This is a genomic window from Streptomyces sp. DH10 (assembly GCF_029813805.1).
GTDB lineage: Bacteria > Actinomycetota > Actinomycetes > Streptomycetales > Streptomycetaceae > Streptomyces > Streptomyces coeruleofuscus.
The window spans coordinates 170304-193098 of record NZ_JARVKU010000008.1 but is presented as its reverse complement, the minus strand read 5'-3'; the positions used below and the strand labels follow the sequence as shown (position 1 = coordinate 193098).

Annotated in this window: 19 protein-coding genes and 1 tRNA gene; 9 read left to right on the top strand and 11 right to left on the bottom strand. The window is 71.0% G+C overall.

Annotated elements, in window-relative coordinates; translation table 11 throughout:
* Nucleotides 1-8: 8 nt before the first annotated feature.
* The 3 genes from cydB (at nt 9) to QC385_RS19045 (ending at nt 5746) form a co-directional block, all read left to right on the top strand.
* The gene (gene cydB, locus QC385_RS19055) at nt 9-1013 is read left to right on the top strand and encodes a cytochrome d ubiquinol oxidase subunit II (RefSeq protein WP_279542515.1); all 1005 of its coding nucleotides are present in this window, start codon (nt 9-11) and stop codon (nt 1011-1013) included.
* A 12-nt stretch (nt 1014-1025) separates the two neighbouring features.
* On the top strand, nt 1026-4583 hold the full coding sequence (cydD, locus tag QC385_RS19050; protein WP_279542514.1) for a thiol reductant ABC exporter subunit CydD: 3558 nt from the start codon (nt 1026-1028) through the stop codon (nt 4581-4583).
* Nucleotides 4584-4687: 104 nt separating this feature from the next.
* Nucleotides 4688-5746 carry a M23 family metallopeptidase gene (locus QC385_RS19045; RefSeq protein WP_279542513.1) on the top strand — a complete coding sequence of 353 codons (1059 nt, stop codon included), beginning with the start codon at nt 4688-4690 and terminating at the stop codon, nt 5744-5746.
* 83 nt (nt 5747-5829) lie between these two features.
* On the opposite strand, the gene QC385_RS19040 is transcribed toward QC385_RS19045, so the two are convergent.
* The 4 genes from QC385_RS19040 to QC385_RS19025 form a co-directional block, all read right to left on the bottom strand.
* Nucleotides 5830-6717 (bottom strand): Cof-type HAD-IIB family hydrolase, encoded by an 888-nt coding sequence (locus QC385_RS19040; RefSeq protein WP_279542512.1) that lies wholly within the window; start codon nt 6715-6717, stop codon nt 5830-5832.
* Nucleotides 6718-6789: 72 nt separating this feature from the next.
* Complete coding sequence (locus tag QC385_RS19035) at nt 6790-7692, bottom strand: LLM class flavin-dependent oxidoreductase (RefSeq protein ID WP_279542511.1); 903 nt, start codon at nt 7690-7692, stop codon at nt 6790-6792.
* 82 nt (nt 7693-7774) lie between these two features.
* Complete coding sequence (locus tag QC385_RS19030; protein ID WP_279542510.1) at nt 7775-8323, bottom strand: RNA 2'-phosphotransferase; 549 nt, start codon at nt 8321-8323, stop codon at nt 7775-7777.
* A gap of 137 nt (nt 8324-8460) precedes the next feature.
* Nucleotides 8461-10218, bottom strand: a complete 1758-nt coding sequence (locus tag QC385_RS19025) for an SDR family oxidoreductase (RefSeq protein ID WP_279542509.1) — start codon at nt 10216-10218, stop codon at nt 8461-8463.
* Between the two features lie 228 nt (nt 10219-10446).
* On the opposite strand from QC385_RS19025, the gene QC385_RS19020 reads away from it, so the two are divergent.
* The 6 genes from QC385_RS19020 (at nt 10447) to QC385_RS18995 (ending at nt 14678) form a co-directional block, all read left to right on the top strand.
* Nucleotides 10447-11415 carry an ABC transporter ATP-binding protein gene (locus QC385_RS19020; protein WP_279542622.1) on the top strand — a complete coding sequence of 323 codons (969 nt, stop codon included), beginning with the start codon at nt 10447-10449 and terminating at the stop codon, nt 11413-11415.
* Nucleotides 11405-12322, top strand: coding sequence for an ABC transporter permease (locus QC385_RS19015; RefSeq protein WP_279542508.1), 918 nt, complete (start codon nt 11405-11407; stop codon nt 12320-12322). The genes QC385_RS19020 and QC385_RS19015 overlap by 11 nt, the downstream gene beginning before the upstream one ends.
* Complete coding sequence (locus QC385_RS19010; RefSeq protein WP_279542507.1) at nt 12319-13230, top strand: ABC transporter ATP-binding protein; 912 nt, start codon at nt 12319-12321, stop codon at nt 13228-13230. Before QC385_RS19015 ends, QC385_RS19010 begins: the two co-directional genes overlap by 4 nt.
* 9 nt (nt 13231-13239) lie before the next feature.
* On the top strand, nt 13240-13959 hold the full coding sequence (locus tag QC385_RS19005; protein ID WP_279542506.1) for an ABC transporter permease: 720 nt from the start codon (nt 13240-13242) through the stop codon (nt 13957-13959).
* 101 nt (nt 13960-14060) lie between these two features.
* Nucleotides 14061-14315 (top strand): SGM_3592 family protein, encoded by a 255-nt coding sequence (locus QC385_RS19000; RefSeq protein WP_279542505.1) that lies wholly within the window; start codon nt 14061-14063, stop codon nt 14313-14315.
* A gap of 275 nt (nt 14316-14590) precedes the next feature.
* Nucleotides 14591-14678 (top strand) — tRNA-Ser (locus tag QC385_RS18995).
* A gap of 21 nt (nt 14679-14699) precedes the next feature.
* On the opposite strand, the gene QC385_RS18990 is transcribed toward QC385_RS18995, so the two are convergent.
* From QC385_RS18990 to QC385_RS18960, 7 genes are all read right to left on the bottom strand, one after another.
* Nucleotides 14700-15506 carry an HAD family hydrolase gene (locus tag QC385_RS18990; RefSeq protein WP_279542504.1) on the bottom strand — a complete coding sequence of 269 codons (807 nt, stop codon included), beginning with the start codon at nt 15504-15506 and terminating at the stop codon, nt 14700-14702.
* Nucleotides 15503-16780, bottom strand: a complete 1278-nt coding sequence (serS, locus tag QC385_RS18985) for a serine--tRNA ligase (protein ID WP_279542503.1) — start codon at nt 16778-16780, stop codon at nt 15503-15505. The genes QC385_RS18990 and serS overlap by 4 nt, the downstream gene beginning before the upstream one ends.
* Nucleotides 16781-17322: 542 nt before the next feature.
* Nucleotides 17323-18255: a prephenate dehydratase gene (pheA, locus tag QC385_RS18980; protein ID WP_279542502.1), complete on the bottom strand. Its 933-nt coding sequence runs from the start codon at nt 18253-18255 to the stop codon at nt 17323-17325.
* Between the two features lie 61 nt (nt 18256-18316).
* Nucleotides 18317-19606, bottom strand: coding sequence for an iron uptake transporter deferrochelatase/peroxidase subunit (efeB, locus tag QC385_RS18975; RefSeq protein ID WP_279542501.1), 1290 nt, complete (start codon nt 19604-19606; stop codon nt 18317-18319).
* 6 nt (nt 19607-19612) lie between these two features.
* Nucleotides 19613-21610, bottom strand: a complete 1998-nt coding sequence (locus QC385_RS18970; RefSeq protein WP_279542500.1) for a copper resistance CopC/CopD family protein — start codon at nt 21608-21610, stop codon at nt 19613-19615.
* A gap of 13 nt (nt 21611-21623) precedes the next feature.
* Nucleotides 21624-22106 carry a copper chaperone PCu(A)C gene (locus QC385_RS18965; RefSeq protein WP_279542499.1) on the bottom strand — a complete coding sequence of 161 codons (483 nt, stop codon included), beginning with the start codon at nt 22104-22106 and terminating at the stop codon, nt 21624-21626.
* Nucleotides 22103-22756 carry an SCO family protein gene (locus QC385_RS18960; RefSeq protein WP_279542498.1) on the bottom strand — a complete coding sequence of 218 codons (654 nt, stop codon included), beginning with the start codon at nt 22754-22756 and terminating at the stop codon, nt 22103-22105. Before QC385_RS18960 ends, QC385_RS18965 begins: the two co-directional genes overlap by 4 nt.
* Nucleotides 22757-22795: the final 39 nt, after the last annotated feature.

The following is a 22795-nucleotide window of genomic DNA, read 5'->3' as shown; positions in this document are numbered from 1 at the left end:
GCACAGTCATGGAACTGCACGACGTCTGGTTCGTCCTGATCGCCGTCCTGTGGACCGGCTACTTCTTCCTGGAGGGCTTCGACTTCGGAGTCGGCGTGCTCACGAAGCTGCTCGCCCGCAACCGGCCCGAGAAGCGGGTGCTGATCAACACCATCGGCCCTGTCTGGGACGGCAACGAGGTGTGGCTGCTCTCGGCGGGCGGCGCGACCTTCGCCGCCTTCCCCGAGTGGTACGCCACGCTCTTCTCCGGCTTCTACCTGCCGCTGCTGCTCATCCTGGTCTGCCTCATCGTCCGGGGTGTGGCCTTCGAGTACCGCGCCAAGCGGCCCGAGGAGAACTGGCAGCGCAACTGGGAGACGGCGATCTTCTGGACCTCGCTGATCCCCGCGTTCCTGTGGGGTGTGGCCTTCGGCAACATCGTGCACGGGGTGAAGATCGACCAGGACTTCAACTACGCCGGCGGCGTCCTGGACCTGCTCAACCCGTACGCGCTCCTGGGTGGTCTCGTCACGCTGGCACTGTTCACCTTCCACGGAACGGTGTTCGTCGGGCTCAAGACCGTCGGGGAAATCCGGGAGCGGGCGCGGAAGCTGGCCCTGCGCGTCGGCCTGGTGACCGCCCTGCTGGCCCTCGCCTTCCTCCTGTGGACGCAGTCCGACCGAGGGGACGGGGCGTCGTTCGTCGCGCTGGCCGCGGCCGTGGCGTCGCTCGTCGTGGCGCTGGTCGCGGCGCGGGCGAGGCGTGAGGGCTGGGCGTTCGCCCTGTCGGGGCTCACCATCGTGGCCACGGTGGCGATGCTCTTCCTGACGCTGTTCCCGAACGTCATGCCGTCGACGCTGAACCCGGACTGGAGCCTGACGGTCACCAACGCCTCGTCCAGCCCGTACACACTGAAGATCATGACCTGGTGCGCGGCGATCGCCACTCCGGTCGTGATGGTCTACCAGGGCTGGACGTACTGGGTGTTCCGCAAGCGCATCGGTACGCAGCACATCGCCGAGACCGTGCACTGAGGTGTGTTTCACGTGAAACCAATCGATCCGCGTCTGCTCCGGTACGCCCGTGCCACCCGGGTCTTCCTGGTGGCGGTCATCGCCCTGGGGGCGATCGGGGCGGGACTGGTCATCGCCCAGGCGATGCTCATCGCCGAAGTGGTGGTCGGCGCGTTCCAGCACCGCATGGCGGTGTCCGAACTCGGCACTCCCCTGCTGCTGTTGGCCGCCGTCGCGGTCGGCCGGTCGCTGGTCGGCTGGCTCACCGAGCTCGCCGCGCACCGGGCGAGCGCGGCGGTGAAGTCCGAGCTGCGGGGACGGTTGCTGGAGCGGGCCGCTCAGCTGGGGCCGGGCTGGCTGAGCGGGCAGCGGACCGGTTCGCTGGTCGCTCTGGCCACCCGGGGTGTCGACGCCCTCGACGACTACTTCTCGCGGTATCTGCCGCAGTTGGGTCTCGCGGTGGTCGTGCCGGTGGCGGTGCTGGCGCGGATCGTCACCGAAGACTGGGTCTCCGCGGCCATCATCGTGGGCACCCTGCCGCTCATCCCGGTCTTCATGGTGCTGATCGGCTGGGCCACCCAGTCGAGGATGGACCGCCAGTGGCAGTTGCTGTCGCGGTTGTCCGGGCACTTCCTGGACGTCGTCGCGGGGCTGCCGACGCTGAAGGTCTTCGGGCGGGCCAAGGCGCAGGCCGAGTCGATCCGGCGGATCACCGGCGAGTACCGGCAGGCGACCATGCGGACGCTGCGGATCGCCTTCATCTCCTCCTTCGCGCTGGAGCTGCTCGCGACGATCTCGGTGGCTCTGGTCGCCGTAACGATCGGCATGCGGCTGGTGCACGGCGAGATGGACCTGTACATCGGCCTCGTCATCCTGATCCTGGCGCCGGAGGCGTATCTGCCGTTGCGGCAGGTCGGGGCGCAGTACCACGCGGCGGCGGAGGGTCTCGCCGCGGCGGAGGAGATCTTCGAGGTCCTGGAGACGCCGGTTCCGGCGTCCGGTTCCGGGGCCGTGCCAACGGGTGGGCTGGCTTTCGAGGGAGTGACCGTCCGCTACCCGGGGCGGTCGGCGGACGCAGTGTCGGACCTGTCCTTCACCGTCGAGCCCGGGGAGACGGTCGCGCTGGTCGGGCCGAGCGGTGCCGGCAAGTCGACGCTGCTGCACGTCCTGCTCGGGTTCGTGCCACCGGCCGAGGGGCGGGTGCGGGTCGGGGGAGTCGACCTCGCCGACGTGGATCCGGAGCAGTGGCGGTCGCGGATCGCGTGGGTGCCGCAGCGGCCGCATCTGTACGCCGGGACGATCGCCGAGAACGTACGGCTGGCGCGGCCCGAAGCCGACGACGACGCCGTACGGCGGGCGCTGCGGGACGCCGGGGCGCTGGAGTTCGTGGACGCGCTGCCCGAGGGTGTGGACACGGCGCTCGGCGAGGACGGGGCCGGGCTGTCCGCCGGGCAGCGGCAGCGGCTCGCGCTGGCCCGGGCGTTCCTCGCGGACCGGCCCGTGCTGCTGCTCGACGAGCCGACGGCCGCGCTGGACGGGGCCACCGAGGCCGAGGTCGTGACGGCGGTACGGCGGTTGGCGGCCGGGCGGACGGTGCTGCTGGTGGTGCACCGGCCGGCCCTGCTGGGCGTGGCCGACCGGGTGGTGCGGCTGGCGGAGCCCGGGACCGCCCCGGTGCCTGGCGCGCCGTCCCCGGTGCCTGGCGCGTCCTCCGCGGTCTCTGTCGGGTCCTCCCCTGTTCCTGTCACGTCCTCCGAGGTCCGGAACCCCGGCACGGCTTCCGCCGAGGTCGAGTTGCCCGCCTCGGCCTCTTCGGCCGAGCCGGGTGGCAGGCCCGCTTCGGGCGGGGTCCTCGCGCGCGTTCGCGCCATGTCCGGTGCCCGGCGCGGGCGGCTGGGACTCGCGCTGCTGCTCGGCAGTCTCGCGCTCGGGAGTGCCGTAGGGCTCATGGCCACCTCCGGGTGGCTGATCTCGCGGGCCTCGCAGCAGCCGCCCGTGCTGTACCTGATGGTGGCCGTGACGGCGACGCGGGCCTTCGGGATCGGGCGGGCCGTGTTCCGGTACGCCGAGCGGCTGGTCTCGCACGACGCCGTGCTGCGGATGCTGGCGGACACCAGGGTCGCGGTGTTCCGCAGGCTGGAGCGGCTGGCGCCCGCCGGGCTGCGCCGGACCCGCCGGGGCGATCTGCTGTCCCGGCTGGTCGCGGACGTGGACGCGTTGCAGGACTACTGGCTGCGGTGGCTGCTGCCGGCCGGGGCGGCCGTGGTCGTGTCGGCCGTGTCCGTCGGGTTCACGGCGTGGCTGCTGCCCGAGGCCGGGGCCGTGCTCGCGGCCGGGCTGCTGGCGGCGGGAGCGGGCGTGCCACTCGCCACGGGCGCTGTCGCGCGGCGGGCCGAGCACCGGCTGGCGCCCGCCCGCGGAGTGCTCGCGACGCGGGTGGCCGATCTGCTCACCGGAACCGCGGAACTGACCGTCGCGGGTGCCCTCCCCGCGCGGACCGCCCAGGCGCGCGAGGCCGACGGGGTGCTCACCCGGATCGCCTCGCGCGCCGCCACCGCCACGGCACTCGGCGACGGGCTCACCGCGCTGATCTCCGGCCTCACCGTCACGGCCGCCGCCCTCGTCGGCGCGCAGGCGGTCGCGGCCGGGCGGCTGGACGGCGTGACCATGGCCGTCGTCGTCCTCACCCCGCTGGCCGCCTTCGAGGCCGTGCTCGGGCTGCCGCTCGCCGTGCAGTACCGGCAGCGCGTACGTCGGAGCGCCGAGCGGGTGTACGAGGTGCTGGACGCCCCGGAGCCCGTGGCGGAGCCCGAGCAGCCCCGGCAGGCGCCCGCGTCGCCGTTCCCGGTCGCCGTCCAGGGGCTGGCGGCGCGGCACGCGGGGCAGGACCGAGACGCGCTCGCCGGGCTGGATCTGACCCTCGAAGAGGGCCGCCGGGTCGCCGTGGTCGGACCCTCCGGTTCCGGCAAGACGACGCTGGCGCAGGTGCTGCTGCGCTTCCTCGACGCGGACGCGGGTTCCTACACGCTGGCGGGTGTGGACGCGTACGCGCTGCACGGCGACGACGTACGACAGCTCGTCGGGCTGTGCGCGCAGGACGCGCACCTCTTCGACAGCTCGCTGCGCGAGAACCTCCTGCTCGCCAAGAAGGACGCCACCGAGGACGAACTGCGTGCCGCGCTCGGCCGGGCCCGGCTGCTGGACTGGGCCGCAGGCCTGCCCGATGGGCTCGACACTCTGGTCGGCGAGCACGGGGCGCGGCTGTCGGGAGGGCAGCGACAGCGGCTCGCGCTGGCCCGGGCGCTGCTCGCCGACTTCCCCGTCCTGGTGCTCGACGAGCCCGCCGAACACCTGGACCTGCCGACGGCGGACGCGCTCACCGCCGACCTGCTCGCCGCCACCGAGGGCCGCACGACGCTGCTCATCACGCACCGGCTGGCGGGTCTGGAGGCGGTCGACGAGGTGATCGTGCTGGACCAGGGGCGTGTCGTGCAGCGCGGGACGTACGCGGAGCTGGTGGCCGTGGACGGGCCGCTGCGGGAGATGGCGGAGCGGGAGGCGGCGTCGGAGTCGTTGGTGACCGTGCCTTAGCGGAGCCACGACAGGCGCCGCACTGAGCCGTTCGGGGCAACCGGTCCCCCAGCCGTACGACATGAACAGGGTCGGGTCGGCCGGTCTGGGCGACGATCACTGACATGCGCTCATATCGCCGCCACCGGCTGCTCGTTCCGGTTCTCTTGTGCGCCCTGGCGGTCCTCGCGGCCCGGCCGACGGCGGCGCTCAAGGAACCCGGGAGCGGCACCGGCGGGGAGACGGGCCTCAGCGCCGAGGTGGCGCGGCTGTACGAGGAGGCCGCGGTGGCGACACAGCAGTACGAGGCCGGGCGCGCGGAGGCCGAGGAGCAACGGGCCAGGGCCCAGCGGGCCGAGGAACTCCTGGACGGCCAGCGGCGGCACATCGCGGCCCTGCACGAGGACCTGGGCAGGATCGCCCGCGCCCAGTACCGCTCCAGCGGTGGCCTGCCGGTGGCCGCGCAGATGATCCTCGCCGACGGTCCCGATGACCTGATGAGAGGTCAGCACGCCTTCTCGCAGACCAATCTCGCCGTGAACAACGCGATCTCCAAGAGCCGCCGGGCCGAGGCACGGCTCGCCGCGGACGAGGCCAAGGCCGCTGCCCACTGGCAGGCGCTGGAGAAGCGGAACGCGCAACTCGCCGGCCTCAAAGCCGATATCGAGCAGAAGCTGGAAACGGCACGCTCGCGGCTCCAAGGGCAGGCGGACGCCTCGGTCGCGGCCGGGGCGTGCCGTGGGGCCGTGCGGCTCGACCAGCCGGAGACGGCCTTGACGAGCGCGTGGGTCGCGCCCGTGGAGACGTACGAGTTGTCCGCGTCCTACGGCAGCGGCGGTGCGCGGTGGTCCAGCAGGCACACCGGGCAGGACTTCGCGGTGCCGATCGGCACGCCGGTGCGGGCCGTGGGCGAGGGCCGGGTGGAGAAGGTGTCCTGCGGAGGGCCCTTCGGCATCGAGATCGTGCTCAGGCACGCGGGCGGCTACTACACGCAGTACGCACATCTCGCGTCCGTCGCGGTCGACCAGGGGCAGCACGTCCGCCCCGGCCAGTGGATCGGCCAGTCGGGCAGCACGGGCAACTCCACCGGACCGCACCTGCACTTCGAGGCAAGGGTCACGCCGGAGATGGGCTCGTCCGTCAACCCGGTGTCATGGCTGGGGGCAAGGGGAGTGTCGCTCTGACCTCGGAGAGAGCCGCACACAGCCACACCGCAGCCGGCACAGCCACTGCCACAGCTGAGCCGCAGGCGTACCCGCCGCGACGGCTACGGCAGTTCCGTGAGCAGCCGCTCGATCACGACGGCCACCCCGTCCTCGTTGTTCGCGACCGTCCGTCCCGAGGCCGCGGCGACCACGTCCGGGTGGGCGTTGCCCATCGCGTACGACCGGCCAGCCCAGGTCAGCATCTCGACGTCGTTCGGCATGTCACCGAAGGCGACGACCTGCTCGTGCGAAATGCCGCGCTCGGCGCAGCACAGGGCGAGCGTGCTGGCCTTCGACACACCGGGACCGCTGATCTCCAGCAGTGCGCTGGGGCTGGATCGGGTCACGTTGGCGCGGTCGCCGATGGCGAGCCGGGCCAGGGTCAGGAAGGCGTCGGGATCCATCTCGGGGTGGTAGGCCAGGATCTTCAGCACCGGCTCCCCGGCCGCGCGGTGGTCCGGCGACAGCAGTTCCTCCGCCGGGGCGAGGCTGTCGGGGGTCTCCATGTGCAGCTTCGGATAGGCCGGCTCCTGGTAGAAGCCGTACGTCTGCTCCACCGCGTACACCGTGCCCGGAGCCGCGTCACGCAGCAGGCGTACGGCGTCCAGCGCGTTCGCCCGCTCCAGCTCCCGTACCTTCACGAACCGGTGGGAGCCGGGGCCGCCGTGCAGGTCGACCACGGCGGCGCCGTTGCCGCAGATCGCCAGGCCGTGGCCGTGCACGTGGTCGCTGACGACGTCCATCCAGCGGGCCGGGCGGCCCGTGACGAAGAAGACCTCGATCCCCGCCTCTTCGGCGGCGGCCAGCGCGGCCACCGTGCGCGGGGACACCGACTTGTCGTCGCGCAGCAGGGTGCCGTCGAGGTCGGTGGCGATCAGCCGCGGAGGGAGGATACCGGCCGCGGTCTCGGGCTGTCGGGTCGCTGAGGTCACCCGGCCATTGTCCCGCATATGCCTGCACGGGAGTGCGGGAGTCCGCACAGGTGAGTGGATACCACTCCCACCAGGGCTTCCCGGGGGTCCTCAGCGCAACTGCGAGGGCGCCTCCATGGCGATCTGCTCGAACGCCTTCTCCGGTGTCGCGAAGGGCGAGTCGGGGATGGGCCAGTGGATCACGATCTCCGTGAAGCCCAGTTCCATGTGCCGGCCGGCGAAGTCGACGAAGGCGTCCAGGGACTGGAGCGGACCGCCACGGTCCGGCGTGAATCCGGTGAGCAGGACCCTGTCGAGGTCGGTCATGTCCCGGCCGATCTCGGCGCAGATGTCGGCAAGCTTCTCCGCCTGCCCGCGAATGGCCTGAATCGACTGTTCAGGAGTGCCGTTCTCGTACAGCTTGGGGTCGCCGGTGGTCACCCACGCCTGCCCGTACCGGGCGGCGAGCCGCATCCCGCGCGGGCCGGTCGCGGCCACCGCGAACGGCAGCCTGGGGCGCTGCACACAGCCGGGGATGTTCCGTGCCTCGTGGGCCGAGTAGAAGTCGCCCTCGTACGACACCGCGTCCTCGCTGAGCAGCCGGTCGAGCAGCGGGACGAACTCCGCGAAGCGATCGGCGCGCTCGCGCGGGGTCCACGGCTCCTGGCCGAGCGCGGTGGCGTCGAAGCCCGAGCCGCCCGCCCCTATGCCGAGAGTGACCCGACCGCCGGAGATGTCGTCGAGGGAGATCAGCTCTTTGGCGAGGGTCACCGGGTGCCGGAAGTTCGGCGAGGTCACCAATGTGCCCAGCCGCAGCCGCTCGGTGACGGTCGCGGCGGCGGTGAGGGTCGGTACGGCGCCGAACCAGGGGCCGTCCCGGAAACTGCGCCAGGACAGGTGGTCGTAGGTGTAGGCGGTGTGGAAGCCGAGCTGCTCGGCACGGGTCCATGCCGTACGGCCGCCTTCCTGCCAGCGGCGGTAGGGGAGGATCACGGTGCTCAGACGCAGACTCATGGCATCGAGCCTAAGGGAGCGCTGTGGGTGACCCGTGTTTCACGTGAAACAGTCACCGGGCACGGTCGTCCCGCACAGCACGTCAGCGAGGCCCGGGAAGGCGCAGATACCGTGCCGGTACAGCCTGGGTCAGCCACACGCCGTTCGCGCTCACATGGAAGACATGGCCGTCGCGGTGCATGGCGGCGGCATCCACGGTCAGCACGACAGCCCGGCCACGGCGGGCGCCGACGCGCGTCGCCGTCTCCCGGTCGGATGAGAGATGCACGGCGTGTCGGTTCATCGGCCTGAGTCCCTCGTCCCGGATCGCGTCCAGGTTGCGGGGGACGGTGCCGTGGTAGAGATACGCGGGCGGGGTCGCCCTCGGCAGCCCGAGGTCGACCTCGACACTGTGGCCCTGGCTGGCGCGGATCCGGGTGCCCTCGACGGCGAAACGCCGTTTGTCGTTGGTGGCGACGACGTGGTCCAGTTCGGCGCGGGTGAAGGAGAAGCCCTGTGCGGCGGCTGCGGCGATCAGCGTGTCGATCTCGACCCAGCCGGCTTCGTCCAGTGTCAGCCCGATCGCCTCCGGCTGGTGGCGCAGATGCTTCGAGAGGTACTTCGACACCTTCACGGTGCGTCTTTCGTCCATTCCCTCAGGGTGCGGGAGAGACCTGAATCACGCGATCGAGTTTCCCCGTGGAGGTTTGATCCACAGCCAAGTGGTGTTATCCACAGCGGAATTGGCGATTCTGTGGACAACTGGCCTTCATAACAAGCTCCTTGGGGTCACATCGGCGGCTTCACGCGCGCGATCCCCCGCAGTACCCCCGGCGCGAACCGCGACAGCCAGCGCGCACCCCGCGCCTCCGGCGTGACCGGGACCACCGCTTCATTGCGTACCACCGCCCGCACGATCGCGGCGGCGACCTTCTCCGGTGGGTAGTTCCGCAGCCCGTACAGACGGGCGGCACGCTGCTGGAGCCGCTTCTCCTCGTCGGCCTCGACCCCGGCGAAGTGCGCCGTGGACGTGATGGCGGTGTTGACGAAGCCCGGGCAGACCGCAGTGACACCGATCCCCTGCCCGGCGAGTTCCGCGCGCAGGCACTCGCTGAGCATCAGCACGGCCGCCTTGGAGGTGCTGTAGGCGGGCAGTGCCCGGGACGGCTGGTACGCCGCCGCCGACGCCACGTTCACGATGTGGCCGCCCTGCCCGCGCTCGGCCATCCGCCGGCCGAAGAGCCGGCAGCCGTGGATCACACCCCACAGGTTGACGTCGAGGACCTTCTTCCAGTCCTCCGGCGTGGTGTCGAAGAAGGAACCGGACAGTCCGATCCCGGCGTTGTTCACCAGGACGTCCACCACCCCGTACTCGGTGGTGACCCTCTCGGCGAATGTCTCCATGGCCTGCTCGTCGGAGACGTCGACCGTCTCCGCCCAGGCCTCGGGAGCGCCCGCCAGACGGGACGACTCGGCGGTGCGGGCCGCCGCCTCCGCGTTCCGGTCGACGGCCACCACGCGCGCGCCGGCCTCGGCGAACGCCAGCGCCGTCGCACGGCCGATGCCGCTGCCCGCCCCGGTGACCAGCACGAGCTGACCGCCGAACCGCTCGGCGTGCCTGCCGCTCGCCACCACCGGGGACCGGCCGCTCTCGACGGACGTCACGAACTCCTCGATCCACGAAGCCAGCTGATCCGGACGGGTCCGTGGGATCCAGTGCCCCGCCTGAACGGTCCTGCGGGTCAGCTGCGGAACCCACTGCTCCAGCCCGTCGTGGAGCTTCTCCGACAGAAACCGGTCCTCCAGGGGCGTGACGATCTGCACGGGCGCGTGGGCGTACGCGTCCGTGCGCGGCCTGCGCAGCCGGGACCGCACGTTGTCCCGGTACAGCCAGGCCCCGTGTGCCGCGTCCGACGGCAGGGACGAGGTCGGGTAGTCGCCCTGGGGCACCTTCTCGACACGCTCCAGCACCCGGGGCCAGCGCTTGCCGAGCGGGCCGCGCCAGGCCAGCTCGGGCAGCACGGGCGTCTGCAGCAGATACACGTACCAGGACCTGGCGCCCTGCCCGAGGAGCTGACCGACCCGGCGCGGGGTGGGCCGCCTCACACGGCTGTTGATCCAGTGGCCGAAGTGGTCCAGGGACGGCCCGGACATGGAGGTGAAGGAGGCGATGCGGCCCTCGGTGCGCTTGACGGTGGTGAACTCCCAGGCCTGCACCGAGCCCCAGTCGTGCCCGACCAGGTGCACCGGCCGGTCCGGGCTGACCGCGTCCGCGACGGCCAGGAAGTCGTCCGTCAGCCTCTCCAGCGTGAAACCGCCCCGCAGCGGCCGCGGCGCCGTCGACCGGCCGTGGCCGCGGACGTCGTACGCCACCACGTGGAAGTGCTCCGCGAGACGCGCGGCGACCTCGGACCACACCTCTTTGCTGTCGGGATAGCCGTGCACCAGGACGACCGTCGGCCGCCGCGGATCACCCGCCTCCGCCACGCACAGCTCGACTCCGCCGGTCCGCACCCAGCGCTCCCGCGCGCCCGTGAGCAACGTCATCCGGCGAATCTGGCAGTTGTTAGAGACATCGTCAATAGGAAGCCTCCGGGCGTGGTCCCCGGCGCGCTCACGGGCGCGCTCACGGGTGGGCTGCCGGGCGGGCTCCCGGGCGTGGTAACTCTCAAGAACCAGGTCCCCTAAGGGCCCGTACTACTCCAGGCTGACTCGAAAGCAGCTCTGCGGAGTGACGACCGCCATGCTCGCGGCCCCTACCTTCGAAACGTGACTGTGATCGCGACCGAAAGCCTGAGCAAGCGGTTCCCCAGGGTGACCGCGCTTGACCGGCTCTCCGTGGACGTCGGGCCCGGTGTGACCGGACTCGTCGGAGCCAACGGAGCCGGCAAGTCCACACTGATCAAGATCCTGCTGGGTCTGTCCCCCGCCACCGAGGGCCGTGCCGAAGTGCTCGGCCTCGACGTCGCCACCAAGGGCGCCGACATCCGCGAGCGGGTCGGCTACATGCCCGAGCACGACTGTCTGCCGCCGGACGTCTCGGCCACCGAGTTCGTCGTCCACATGGCGCGCATGTCCGGCCTGCCGCCCACCGCCGCGCGGGAGCGCACCGCCGACACCCTGCGCCACGTCGGCCTGTACGAGGAGCGCTACCGCCCCATCGGCGGCTACTCGACCGGCATGAAGCAGCGCGTGAAGCTGGCCCAGGCCCTCGTCCACGACCCGCAGCTGGTCTTCCTCGACGAGCCGACCAACGGCCTCGACCCGGTCGGCCGCGACGAGATGCTCGGCCTGATCCGCCGGATCCACACCGACTTCGGCATCTCGGTCCTGGTCACCTCGCACCTGCTGGGCGAACTGGAACGCACCTGCGACCACGTCGTCGTGGTCGACGGCGGCAAGCTCCTGCGCTCCAGCTCCACCACGGACTTCACCCAGACCACGACGACCCTCGCGATCGAGGTCACCGACACCGACGAGCACCCGGACGGCACCCGCGCGATGCGCGAAGCGCTGCACGCGCGCGGGGTGAGCGTCGAGGACGGCAGCGGCCTGCCGGGCGCCGGCCACATCCTGCTGCTCACCGCGCGGGGCGAGGAGACGTACGACCTGGTCCGGGACATGATCGCGGACCTCGGGCTCGGCCTGGTGCGCATGGAGCAGCGCAGGCACCACATCTCCGAGGTCTTCACGACCAGTGACCAGCACGAGCAGCGGAAGGAGGCGGTCGGCCATGGCGGTTGAGCACTCCACGGGGACATCCGCCCCGGCGCCGGGTGACCAGACCCGCATCCACAACATCGGCTACCGCAGCTACGACGGCCCCCGGCTGGGCCGCGCCTACGCCCGCCGCTCCCTGTACTCGCAGTCCCTGCGCGGCTCCTACGGCCTCGGCCGCTCGGTGAAGTCCAAGGTGCTGCCCATGCTGCTGTTCGTGGTGATGTGCGTGCCCGCGGCCATCATGGTCGCCGTCGCGGTCGCCACCAAGGCCAACGCCCTGCCGGTGGACTACACGCGCTACGCGATCGTCATGCAGGCGGTCATCAGCCTGTACGTCGCCTCGCAGGCGCCCCAGTCCGTCTCGCGCGACCTGCGCTTCAAGACCGTGCCGCTGTACTTCTCGCGGCCGATCGAGACCGCCGACTACGTCCGCGCCAAGTTCGCGGCGCTGGCCTCGGCGCTGTTCATTCTCACCGCCGGTCCCCTGCTCGTGCTCTACGTGGGCGCGCTGCTGGCCAAGCTCGACTTCGCCGACCAGACCAAGGGATTCGCACAAGGACTGGTCTCCGTGGCACTGCTCTCACTGCTGTTCGCCGGCATCGGCCTGGTCATCGCGTCCTTCACCCCGCGCCGCGGCTTCGGCATCGCGGCCGTGATCGCCGTGCTGACCATCACCTACGGCGCGGTCTCCACCCTCCAGGCCATCGCCGACGCACAGGGCAGCAGCGACGCCGTGCCGTGGATCGGGCTGTTCTCGCCGATCACGCTCATCGACGGCGTGCAGTCCGCGTTCCTGGGCGCGACGTCCGCCTCCCCCAGCGGGGTGGGCCCGAGCACCGCCGAGGGCGTCGTCTACGTCCTCGTCGCCCTGGGCCTCATCGCGGCGAGCTACGGCCTCCTGATGCGCCGCTACAAGAAGGTGGGACTGTGACCACGCTCTCCATCGACCACGTCTCCCGCTGGTTCGGCAACGTGGTCGCCGTCAACGACATCACCATGACCGTCGGCCCCGGCGTCACCGGCCTGCTCGGCCCCAACGGCGCCGGAAAGTCCACCCTCATCAACATGATGGGCGGCTTCCTGGCCCCCTCCACCGGCACGGTCACGCTCGACGGCCAGCCGGTGTGGCGCAACGAGCAGATCTACAAGCACATCGGCGTCGTCCCCGAGCGGGAGGCGATGTACGACTTCCTCACCGGCAAGGAGTTCGTCCTCGCCAACGCCGAGCTGCACGGCCTGGGCGCCAAGGCGGCCCAGAAGGCGCTCGCCACGGTCGAGATGGAGTACGCGCAGGACCGCAAGATCCAGACGTACTCCAAGGGCATGCGCCAGCGCGTGAAGATGGCCTCCGCCCTGGTCCACGACCCGTCCCTGCTCCTGCTGGACGAGCCCTTCAACGGCATGGACCCGCGCCAGCGCATGCAGCTCATGGACCTGCTGCGGCGCATGGGCGACGAGGGCCGCACGGTGCTGTTCTCGTCCCACATCCTCGAAGAGGTCGAGCAGCTCGCCTGGCACATCGAGGTCGTCGTCGCCGGCCGGCACGCCGCCAGCGGCGACTTCCGCAAGATCCGACGCCTGATGACCGACCGGCCGCACCGCTACCTGGTGCGTTCCAGCGACGACCGCGCCCTCGCGGCCGCGCTGATCGCCGACCCGTCGACGTCCGGCATCGAGGTCGACCTCGCCGAGGGCGCGCTGCGCATCCAGGCCGTCGACTTCGGCCGCTTCACGGCTCTGCTGCCGCGGGTGGCCAGGGACAACGGCATCCGGCTGCTCACGGTCTCGCCGTCCGACGAGTCCCTCGAGTCCGTCTTCTCGTACCTCGTCGCGGCGTAGGAGGCCCTGATGTACGACCCCACAGTCGCCCGGCTCACCTACCGGGCCCTGCTCGGCCGACGCCGGGCCCTCATCCTCGGAGCCCTGCCGCTGCTGCTCATCGCCATCTCGGTGGTGGTGCGCTTCCTCGCCGGGGCGGACGACCAGACGGCGGCGGACCTGCTCGGCGGCCTCGCCCTCGCCACGATGGTGCCGATCATCGGCGTCATCGCCGGGACCGGCGCGATCGGACCGGAGATCGACGACGGCTCGGTGGTGTACCTGCTGTCCAAGCCGATCAAACGGCCGACGATCATCTTCACCAAGCTGATCGTCGCGATCGCGGTGACGATGGTGTTCTCCGCGGTGCCGACGCTCGTCGCTGGCTTCATCCTGAACGGCAACGGCCAGCAGATCGCCGTGGCCTACACGGTGGCGGCACTCGTCGCGTCCATCGCCTACGCGGCCCTGTTCCTGCTGCTCGGCACGGTCTCCCGGCACGCGGTGGTGTTCGGGCTCGTCTACGCGCTGGTCTGGGAGGCCCTGTTCGGCTCCCTGGTGCCGGGCGCGCGCACGCTGAGCGTCCAGCAGTGGGCGCTGGCCGTGGCCCAGAAGGTGTCCGGCGGCGACATGGTGACCTCGGACGTCGGCCTCACCACGGCGACGGTCCTGCTGGCGGTCGTCACGGTGCTGGCCACCTGGTACGCCGGTCAGAAGCTGCGTTCGCTGACACTCGCCGGCGAGGAGTGACGTGCCCCGGCCCTGACGGGGGCTTCACCCCCGTCAGGGCACACTGGGCGAACGGTATGTAGGGATATCGCTCGGAAGTTGGACGGCTGGGAGGGGCGGGGATGGCGGACGAGAGGGCTCAGTACGACGACCACGGGCAGTCGGGATCCGGGTCCGGAGACGACGCCTGGGACGACCTCGTCCTCGACGACGACTTCATACGCTCCGCCGGAACCTCCGAGCCGTCCGCCCGCGCCCGGATGCTCGCCGCCCGCTGGCGGCGCGACGAACCGGAGCCACAGCCCTGGCGCTCCGACGAGCCGCCCGTGGGCTGGTTCTTCAGCAAGGCCCGGCGGCGCAGGTGGCGCAAGCGCTGACCGGCCCCGTCCGGCCACCGATTTAATCGGTGGCGTCCTTTTCGCCCGGCGGGCAGAGTGGTCGTGTTCCTGCCGGACGAGAAGTCCGGCGCCACGTTCTGGGAGAGGAGCCGGACGATGTCCATGCACGGCAGTACGTCCAGCTCCCATCAGGGCAGCCCGCGGCGGGTTCCGGAGTAATCGCTACCCCTCCGTAGAGCCCGCCCCACACGGGGAGCTGCCCGGGGCGGCCGCTTCGAGCACGCGAATCGCACGTCGCGTGAGGCCGCCCACCCGGAGGATTGGCCGAGTGGTAAGGCACTGGCTTGCTAAGCCATGGTCGGGCCTGGAAAGCCCGCGCACGTTCGATCCGTGCATCCTCCGCCGCACACGCGACACGAAGGCTCAGCCCAGCAACCGCTCCAGCACCACCGCGATCCCGTCCTCCTCGTTCGAGGACGTCACCTCGTCGGCCACCGCCTTCAGCTCCTCGTGGGCGTCCGCCATCGCGACACCGTAGGACGCCCAGGCGAACATCGGTATGTCGTTGGGCATGTCGCCGAAGGCGATCGTGTCGGCCGCCTTCACCTTGAGCCGACGGGCCGCCAGGGACAGGCCGGTCGCCTTGGACAGGCCCAGGGGCAGGAGTTCGACGATGCCCTCGCCCGCCATGACGACGGTGACGAAACCGCCGGCGGTGCGCGTGGCCACCTCGCACAGCTCGTCGTCCGACAGCGTCGGGTGCTGGATGTACACCTTGTTCAGGGGAGCGGCCCACAGGTCCGACGCGTCCGTGAACGGCGTCGCGGGCAGGTTGCCGTGGACCGCGTAGCCGGGACCCACCAGCACCTCGCCGTCCAGGCCGTCGCGGCTCGCCGCCAGATACAGCGGGCCGACCTCCGCCTCGATCTTGGCCAGCGCCACACCGGCCAGCTGCCGGTCCAGCGTCACCGACGTCAGCAGCCGGTGGGCGCCGGCGTCGTACACCTGCGCGCCCTGGCCGCAGACGGCCAGCCCCTGATAGCCGAGGTCGTCGAGGATGTGCCGGGTCCACGGGGTCGCGCGGCCGGTGACGACGATGTGCGCGGCGCCCGCCGCGGTGGCCGCGGCGAGCGCGTCACGGGTGCGGGACGACACCGACTCGTCGGAACGCAGCAGCGTCCCGTCGAGGTCGGTGGCGATCAGCTGGTACGGGAAACCGGTGGTGGTCACTTGGCCACCGGCTCCAGGACCTCCCGGCCGCCCAGGTACGGACGCAGCACCTCGGGCACCCGCACCGAGCCGTCGGCCTGCTGGTGGTTCTCCAGGATCGCCACGATCGTGCGCGGCACGGCGCACAGCGTGCCGTTGAGCGTGGCCAGCGGGCGGACCTGCTTGCCCTCACGGACGCGGATCGACAGGCGGCGGGACTGGAACTCGGTGCAGTCCGAGGTCGAGGTCAGCTCGCGGTACTTGCCCTGGGTCGGGATCCACGCCTCGCAGTCGAACTTGCGCGCCGCGGAGGCGCCCAGGTCGGCGCTCGCCACGTCGATCACGCGGTACGGCAGCTCCAGCGAGGTCAGCCACTGCTTCTCCCACTCCAGCAGCCGCTGGTGCTCGGCCTGCGAGTCCTCCGGAGCGACGTAGGAGAACATCTCGACCTTGTCGAACTGGTGCACGCGGAAGATGCCCCGGGTGTCCTTGCCGTGCGAGCCGGCCTCGCGGCGGAAGCAGGGCGAGAAGCCCGCGTAGCGCAGCGGCAGCTTCTCGGCGTCGAGGATCTCGTCCATGTGGTACGCCGCGAGCGGCACCTCGGACGTGCCGACCAGGTAGAGGTCGTCGTCGGCGAGGTGGTAGACGTCCTGGGCGGCCTGGCCGAGGAAGCCGGTGCCCGCCATGGACTGGGGGCGGACCAGAGCCGGGGTCAGCATCGGAGTGAAGCCGGCCGCGGTGGCCTGGGCCATCGCCGCGTTCACCAGGGCGAGCTCCAGCAGGGCGCCCACGCCCGTCAGGAAGTAGAAGCGCGAGCCGGAGACCTTGGCGCCGCGCTCGACGTCGATCGCGCCGAGGATGTGGCCGAGCTCCAGGTGGTCCCTGGGCTCGAAGCCCTCGGCGGAGAAGTCGCGGATCGTGCCGTGCGTCTCCAGGGTGACGAAGTCCTCCTCGCCGCCCACGGGCACGTCCGGGTGGACGAGGTTGCCGAGCCTCTGGAGCAGCTCCTGGGTCTCGGTGGCGGCCGCGTCGCGGTCCGCGTCGGCGGCCTTGACGTCGGCGGCGAGCTGGCCCGCCTTCTTCAGCAGCTCGGCCTTCTCGTCTCCGGAGGCCTTGGGGATGAGCTTGCCGAGCGCCTTCTGCTCGGCGCGCAGCTCATCGAAGCGGACGCCGGACGACCTGCGCCGCTCGTCGGCAGACAGGAGGGAGTCGACGAGCGCGACGTCCTCTCCACGGGCGCGCTGCGACGCGCGCACACGGTCGGGGTCCTCACGGAGCAGGCGAAGGTCAATCACGCGGTCAAGGCTACCGGTGTGGGATGACCGCCCACGACTCACTATTCCGGCTGAGGCTTACGTACCGTCATGGGGCAATTGCGCGGTGTGTCAATGAATCGACCACCTCTCCCCGGAACGAGGCATCCGCGGATCGCTGCATTGACTCGAATCCCTTGTGGGAAGCGGGATTTGGCGCTCGGTTGTCCACAGGGGTCCACACTCGCCGAAGAGTTATCCACAGGCTGTGGGGAAGATCTGTGGACTTCGGAATTGATCACTCCGGAAGGCCCGTCCACGCCGAAGAATTCCCGATACAAACCTGCTCTACCCTCACTTTCGAGTGGAAATAGGTCACTCCAAAGAGTTACGCAAGGGAAAACGGTGGACGAAGGGTGACCTGCCCGTCGATGGACACATCAGGGACCTGTAGGGCGATTTGTCGACTGACCCACGCTTCGTTGTCGACTTGTCCCCAGGTCGAGAAGCGGACCTGTGGATAACTTCTGTGGATAACGACTATCACCAGGTACGACCGGCCTGAAGCCCGCCGGGAACCGGTTCTAGAACCGGCCGTCCTGGCACCGCGCGACCCAGTCCGACGCCGCCACGAACTCGTCGTCCGACGTCCCCAGCCGCGGCGGCTGGACATCTCCGGGCCGCATGCCCGCGCGCGGGTAGGAACCGAGGTAGCGCACCTGGAGGCAGATCCGCTTGAGGCCCATCAGGGCCTCGGCCACCCGGCGGTCGGAGATATGGCCCTCGGCGTCGACGCAGAAGCAGTAGTTGCCGATGCCCGCGCCGGTGGGCCGGGACTGGAGCAGCATCAGGTTGATGCCGCGGGTGGCGAACTCGCCCAGCAGGTCGCGCAGACCGCCGGGGTGGTCGTCGCGCTGCCACAGCACGACGGAGGTCTTGTCCGCGCCGGTCGGCGCGGCGGGCCGGGCGGGCCGGCCGACCAGCACGAATCGCGTCTGGGCGTTCTCCGCGTCGTGGATCCCGGTCTCCAGGGCTTCGAGGCCGTAGCGGGCGGCTGCGAACTCGCCGGCGAAGGCGGCGTCGTACTGGCCCTCCTGGACCAGCCGGGCGGCGTCCGCGTTCGAGGCGGCCGACTCCCAGTGGGCGTCCGGGAGGTGCTTCTTCAGCCAGTTGCGCACCTGCGGCTGGGCGGCCGGGTGGGCGGAGACCGTCTTGATGTCCGACAGCTTCGTGCCCGGGCGGACCAGCAGCGCGAAGGTGATGGACAGCAGCACCTCGCGGTAGATCATCAGCGGAGCGCCGGCGACCAGCTCGTCGAGGGTGGTGGTGATGCCGCCCTCGACGGAGTTCTCGATCGGCACGAACGCGGCCTCGGCCTCGCCGGCTCGTACCGCGTCGAGCGCGGACTGGACGGACACGTACGGGATGAGCTCCCGGGTGGCGGCCTCGGGAAGGGTCCGCAGGGCGACTTCGGTGAAGGTGCCCTCGGGGCCGAGATACGCATAGCTCGCTGGCATGACCTCACCCTAATGGGCTCGCGGAAGCGCTATCCCCCACAACCCGCACAGAGGCCAAGCATCACCCCTCCAGCAACTTCTGTCCCACGTACTCGCCCTCGGCGGCCCCACCGGGCACCGCGAACAGCCCGCTCGACTCGTGCCGGATGAACTGCGACAGGGCGTCGCCGCGGTCCAGCTTGCGCTGCACCGGCACGAAGCCGCGCAGCGGATCGGCCTGCCAGCAGATGAAGAGCAGACCCGCGTCGGGGACGCCGTCGGGGTCGATGCCGTCGTGGAAGGAGAACGGGCGGCGGAGCATCGCGGCGCCGCCGTTCTGGTCGGGCCGTGTGATCCGGGCGTGGGCGTTGATCGGGACGACGAGGTTGCCCTTGGCGTCCGTCTTCTCCAAGTCCATCGCGGTCGTCTCGGTGCCGCCGGACAGCGCCGCCCCGTCGGACTTGCGGCGGCCGATCACGTCCTCCTGCGCCTTGACGGAGAGCTTCTCCCAGTCGTCGAGGAGCATGCGGATCCGGCGTACGACGGCGTAGGAGCCGTTCGCCATCCAGGCCGGTTCGCCCTTCTCCGGCACGAAGATCCGCTGGTCGAAGTCGGGCTCGCTCGGCTTCGGATTGCGGGTGCCGTCGATCTGGCCCATCAGGTTGCGGGCCGTCATGGGGTGGGCGGTGGCGCCCGGTGAGCGGTTGAAGCCGTTCATCTGCCAGCGGACCCGGGCCGCCGAGCCCGCGTCCTTCTGGATCGCGCGCAGGGCGTGGAAGGCCACGAGGGCGTCGTTGGCGCCGATCTGCACCCACAGGTCGCCGTTGCTGCGCTTCTTGTCGAGGTGGTCGGAGGAGAACTCGGGCAGCGGGTCCAGTTCGGTCGGGCGCTGCTTCTCCAGGCCGGTCCTGCCGAAGAAGCTGTGGCCGAAGCCGAAGGTGATCGTCAGTGACGAGGGTCCGGCGTCGCGGGCCACGTCGGTGTCGTCGTGAGTGCTCGGCTCGCCCGCCATCAGCCGCCGGGCCGTCACCGACCAGCGGCGCAGCAGGGCGGCGGCTTCCTTGCGGCCGGCGCCGGCCGCAAGGTCGAAGGCGACGAGGTGGCCGCGGGCCTGGAGGCCGTCGGTGATGCCGGGCTGATGTTTCCCGTGAAACATCGCCCGGTCGGCGCCGAGCGAGGTGAGGGGAGCGGCGGCCTCGGTGGGGGATGCGGCGTATCCGACGGCCGCGCCTGCCGTGCCGAGCACAAGCCCGGTGGCACCGGCCGTGCCGAGCAGACGTCGCCGTGAGATGCCCTCGCCGGCCGGGCCCGCCTCGGCCTGCGCCGGGACGGTGCGGGGAGTCCGGGCTTCCGGAATGGACTGGTCAGCCATGGTGGTTCAGCCGATCTGCGCGTTCTTGGAGACGGTCACCTCGTCGATGTCGGAGGTCCGCACGGTCACGTCGACCTTCCAGTCGCCGGCCATGGGGATCTGCACTCCGTTCGCCGACCAGTGTCCGGTTGCGATGTGGTCCGGGACGACGGGCAGCGGCCCGACGTCCTTGGCTTTCAGGGTGAAGTCGACCTTGACCTCGGGGATGTCGAAGGCCTGACCGTCGGGCCGCTCGACGTAGACGTGCATCTCGTTGCCGCCCACGCGTGCGGGGTCGAGGTCGACGGTGACGATGCCCTTGCCGTTCTCGCCGCCGGTGTCGAAGGGCATGTTCAGGGTCAGGGCCCCGGAGGCGCCCGTGTCGGGCGAGGTGGACGCGGACGACGAGGTGGCGGCCTTGGCGTCCTGCTCCGTGCGTCCCGGCTCGGTCTGCGTGAGGACGGTGGTGACGGCGAGCAGGACGACCGCGACACCGGCCTCGGCCAGCACGGAGCGGCGCAGTCCGAAACGGTTCGGGTCGGCGTCCCGCAGCCGCTTCTGGAGGGCGGCGTCCCGGGCGGCCCGCTGCCGGGCGAGCTGAGCGGCCCGCTCGGTGTTGGCGGGCCCGGAATCGGGCCGCTCGCCGGCGTCGGTGCCGGACTCGGGGTCCGTGCTGGACTCGGGATCCGTGCCGGTCCGGTCATCGCCGGTCACCTCGGGCTCCGCGGCACCGGAGGCGTCAGCACCGGCTCCGACCCGCGCCTTCTCCCGCTCGGCGGACGCAGGCACGGTCTCGGCCAGCCGCCCGGTCCACCGGCGTGAGATCCACGCGACGCCGACCAGGACGGCCACGAGGGCGATCTTGGCGAGGAGCAGCTGTCCGTAGCGGGTGCCGGTGAAGGCCGACCAGGAGCCGAGCTGGCGCCAGGACTGGTACGTCCCGGTGGCGATCAGTGCGAGGACGCTGCCGAAGGCGACGCGGGAGAAGCGGCGTACGGCCGACGCGTCTACGGGCGCGTCGGCGGGCGCCCGGTACAGGGCGACCAGCAGCGCGCCGAGCCCGCCGAGCCACGCGGCGACGGCGAGCAGATGGAGGACGTCGACCGGCATGGCGATGCCCGCCTGGAGTCCGGTCGAGGCGTGCTCGGACATCGCCCAGCTCGCGGCGAGCCCGGCCGCCACGACGACGCCGCCGATGGCGAGTCCGAAGGTCAGGTCCCGCTTCTCCTGAGGGTCCTCGCGCTTGTCGTACGCACCGAACAGCACGGCGATGAACAGCGCCGCCGCGGCGAGCAGCAGCAGCCGGGACACCAGGGCCGCGCCGGTCTTGGTCTGGAGCACCTGCCCGAGCAGGGACAGGTCGAAGATGTCGGCGACCTTCCCGGAGCCGGTGAAGGAGCCGCGCAGGAGCAGCAGGGCGAGGGTCGCGGCGGTGAGCGTGAGCCACCCGGAGACGACGAACCGCTGCACGGGCCGCACTCCGGAGCCGCGCGGCCAGCAGGCGAGGACGAAGGCGGCGCCGCCGGCCATCACGATGAACCCGGCGTAGGACATGTACCGCCCGAAGCCGTACAGCCAGCCGACCACGCCGTCGTCGGCCGTCTGGTCGGAGACCGACACGGACGTCTTCGACGGGGCGCCGATGGAGAAGGTGTATGCACCGGCGACGGGGTGGCTGTCCGCGGACACCAGCTGGTAGGCGACCGTGTAGGTGCCGTCGGGCAGGCCGGAGTGGAGCCGCACGGCGTACGTCGTGCCGCTGACGTTGGACGGCCCGCCCGTGTCGACGCGTTTGCCCTCGGGGTCGAGCACGCGCAGCGAGTCATCGGACATCGCGACCTGCTCGGAGAAGGTCAGCGAGATCCGGGCCGGGGCCTTGTCGACCACCGCCCCCTGCGCGGGGTCGCTGCCGGTCACCGCGGCGTGCGCGGAGGCCGGACCGGCTCCGGCCACCAGGAGTGCGCAGGCCGCGGCCAGGAGCAGCAGCACCACGGTCCGGACGCGGGGGGCGATGGTCTGCGTCACAGGGGTCCCTCCCTCAGTGCCCGGTCTTCGGGCGGTAGGTCGCCGGCTTCACCGGCATCTCGACCTCGACCGGGCCGGAGTGGGCGAAGTGCAGCTCGACGGAGACCGTCTGACCTTCCTTCGGCTTGCGCTTCAGCTGCTCGAACATCAGGTGGTTGCCGCCGCTCTTCAGCAGGAGTTCGCCGTGGGCGGGGACCTTCAGGCTCTTGACCTCCTGCATGGCCGAGCCGACGGTCTCGTGCACGGTGACCTGCCCGGCGATGTCGCTGGTGACCGAGGTCAGCTCGTCGGCGGCGCCGCCCTTGTTGGTGACAGTGAGGAAGCCGGCCGCCATCTCGTCGGAGACGGGCTGCGGCATGTACGCGGAGCCCACGGAGAGTTCCGCCTTGCCGTTCCCGGAACCGGAGTCCTCGGATTCCGAGCCCGAGCCGCCGCAGCCCGCCAGGGCCAGTGCTCCGGCTATGACGAGTGCCGCCGGGCGGAGTCGCCGCCTCACGGCTTCTCCCCCTTGGCGATCTTGGGGAGGTCCTTGGTGTAGTCGTCGACGGTGGCGTCCTCGCCGTAGAGCACGTAGCCGCCGTCGGTCTTCGGGGAGAAGGCGATGACCTGGGTGCCGTGCTCGGAAACGATCTTGCCGTTCTTGTCCTTGCGCGGCGCGTCGATGGAGATGCCGAGGGTGCGCGCGCCGGCCTGGATCGTCGGGAAGTCGCCGGTGAGGCCGATGAACTGCGGGTCGATGCCCTTGAGCCACTTGCCGAGCTCGGCGGGCTTGTCGCGGTCCGGGTCGGTGGTGACGAACACGACGCGCAGCTCGTTCTGCTCGGCCTTGGGCAGCTGCTTCTTGGCCACGGCGATGTTGCTCATCGTCGACGGGCACACGTCGGGGCAGTGGGTGTAGCCGAAGTAGATGAGCGTGGGCTTGCCCTCGGTCTCCTTGCGGAGGTCGTACTTCTTCCCCTGCGTGTCGGTGAGGACCAGGTCCGGCTTCTCGAACGGCTTGTCGAGGACGGTGGCGGCCTTCTTGGTACCCGCCTGCTCCGACACGACGGCGACGGGCTTGTCGCTGTCGTTGCCGCTGCCGCAGGCGGTGAGGGTCAGGGAGGCCGCGGCGAGCAGAGCGGCCGCGGCGAAGGTCTTGGTGCGCATAGGAAAATGTCCCAGATGTCGGTGATCCGGCGTGCACCG

Bases quoted from the DNA above. Each gene is read 5' to 3' on its own strand.
- cydB (WP_279542515.1), top strand. From the start codon at position 9: ATGGAACTGCACGACGTCTGGTTCGTCCTGATCGCCGTCCTGTGGACC.
- QC385_RS19045 (WP_279542513.1), top strand. From the start codon at position 4,688: ATGCGCTCATATCGCCGCCACCGGCTGCTCGTTCCGGTTCTCTTGTGC.
- QC385_RS19040 (WP_279542512.1), bottom strand. From the start codon at position 6,717: ATGCGGGACAATGGCCGGGTGACCTCAGCGACCCGACAGCCCGAGACC.
- QC385_RS19035 (WP_279542511.1), bottom strand. From the start codon at position 7,692: ATGAGTCTGCGTCTGAGCACCGTGATCCTCCCCTACCGCCGCTGGCAG.
- QC385_RS19030 (WP_279542510.1), bottom strand. From the start codon at position 8,323: ATGGACGAAAGACGCACCGTGAAGGTGTCGAAGTACCTCTCGAAGCAT.
- QC385_RS19025 (WP_279542509.1), bottom strand. From the start codon at position 10,218: ATGACGTTGCTCACGGGCGCGCGGGAGCGCTGGGTGCGGACCGGCGGA.
- QC385_RS19015 (WP_279542508.1), top strand. From the start codon at position 11,405: ATGGCGGTTGAGCACTCCACGGGGACATCCGCCCCGGCGCCGGGTGAC.
- QC385_RS19005 (WP_279542506.1), top strand. From the start codon at position 13,240: ATGTACGACCCCACAGTCGCCCGGCTCACCTACCGGGCCCTGCTCGGC.
- QC385_RS19000 (WP_279542505.1), top strand. From the start codon at position 14,061: ATGGCGGACGAGAGGGCTCAGTACGACGACCACGGGCAGTCGGGATCC.
- pheA (WP_279542502.1), bottom strand. From the start codon at position 18,255: ATGCCAGCGAGCTATGCGTATCTCGGCCCCGAGGGCACCTTCACCGAA.
- efeB (WP_279542501.1), bottom strand. From the start codon at position 19,606: ATGGCTGACCAGTCCATTCCGGAAGCCCGGACTCCCCGCACCGTCCCG.
- QC385_RS18960 (WP_279542498.1), bottom strand. From the start codon at position 22,756: ATGCGCACCAAGACCTTCGCCGCGGCCGCTCTGCTCGCCGCGGCCTCC.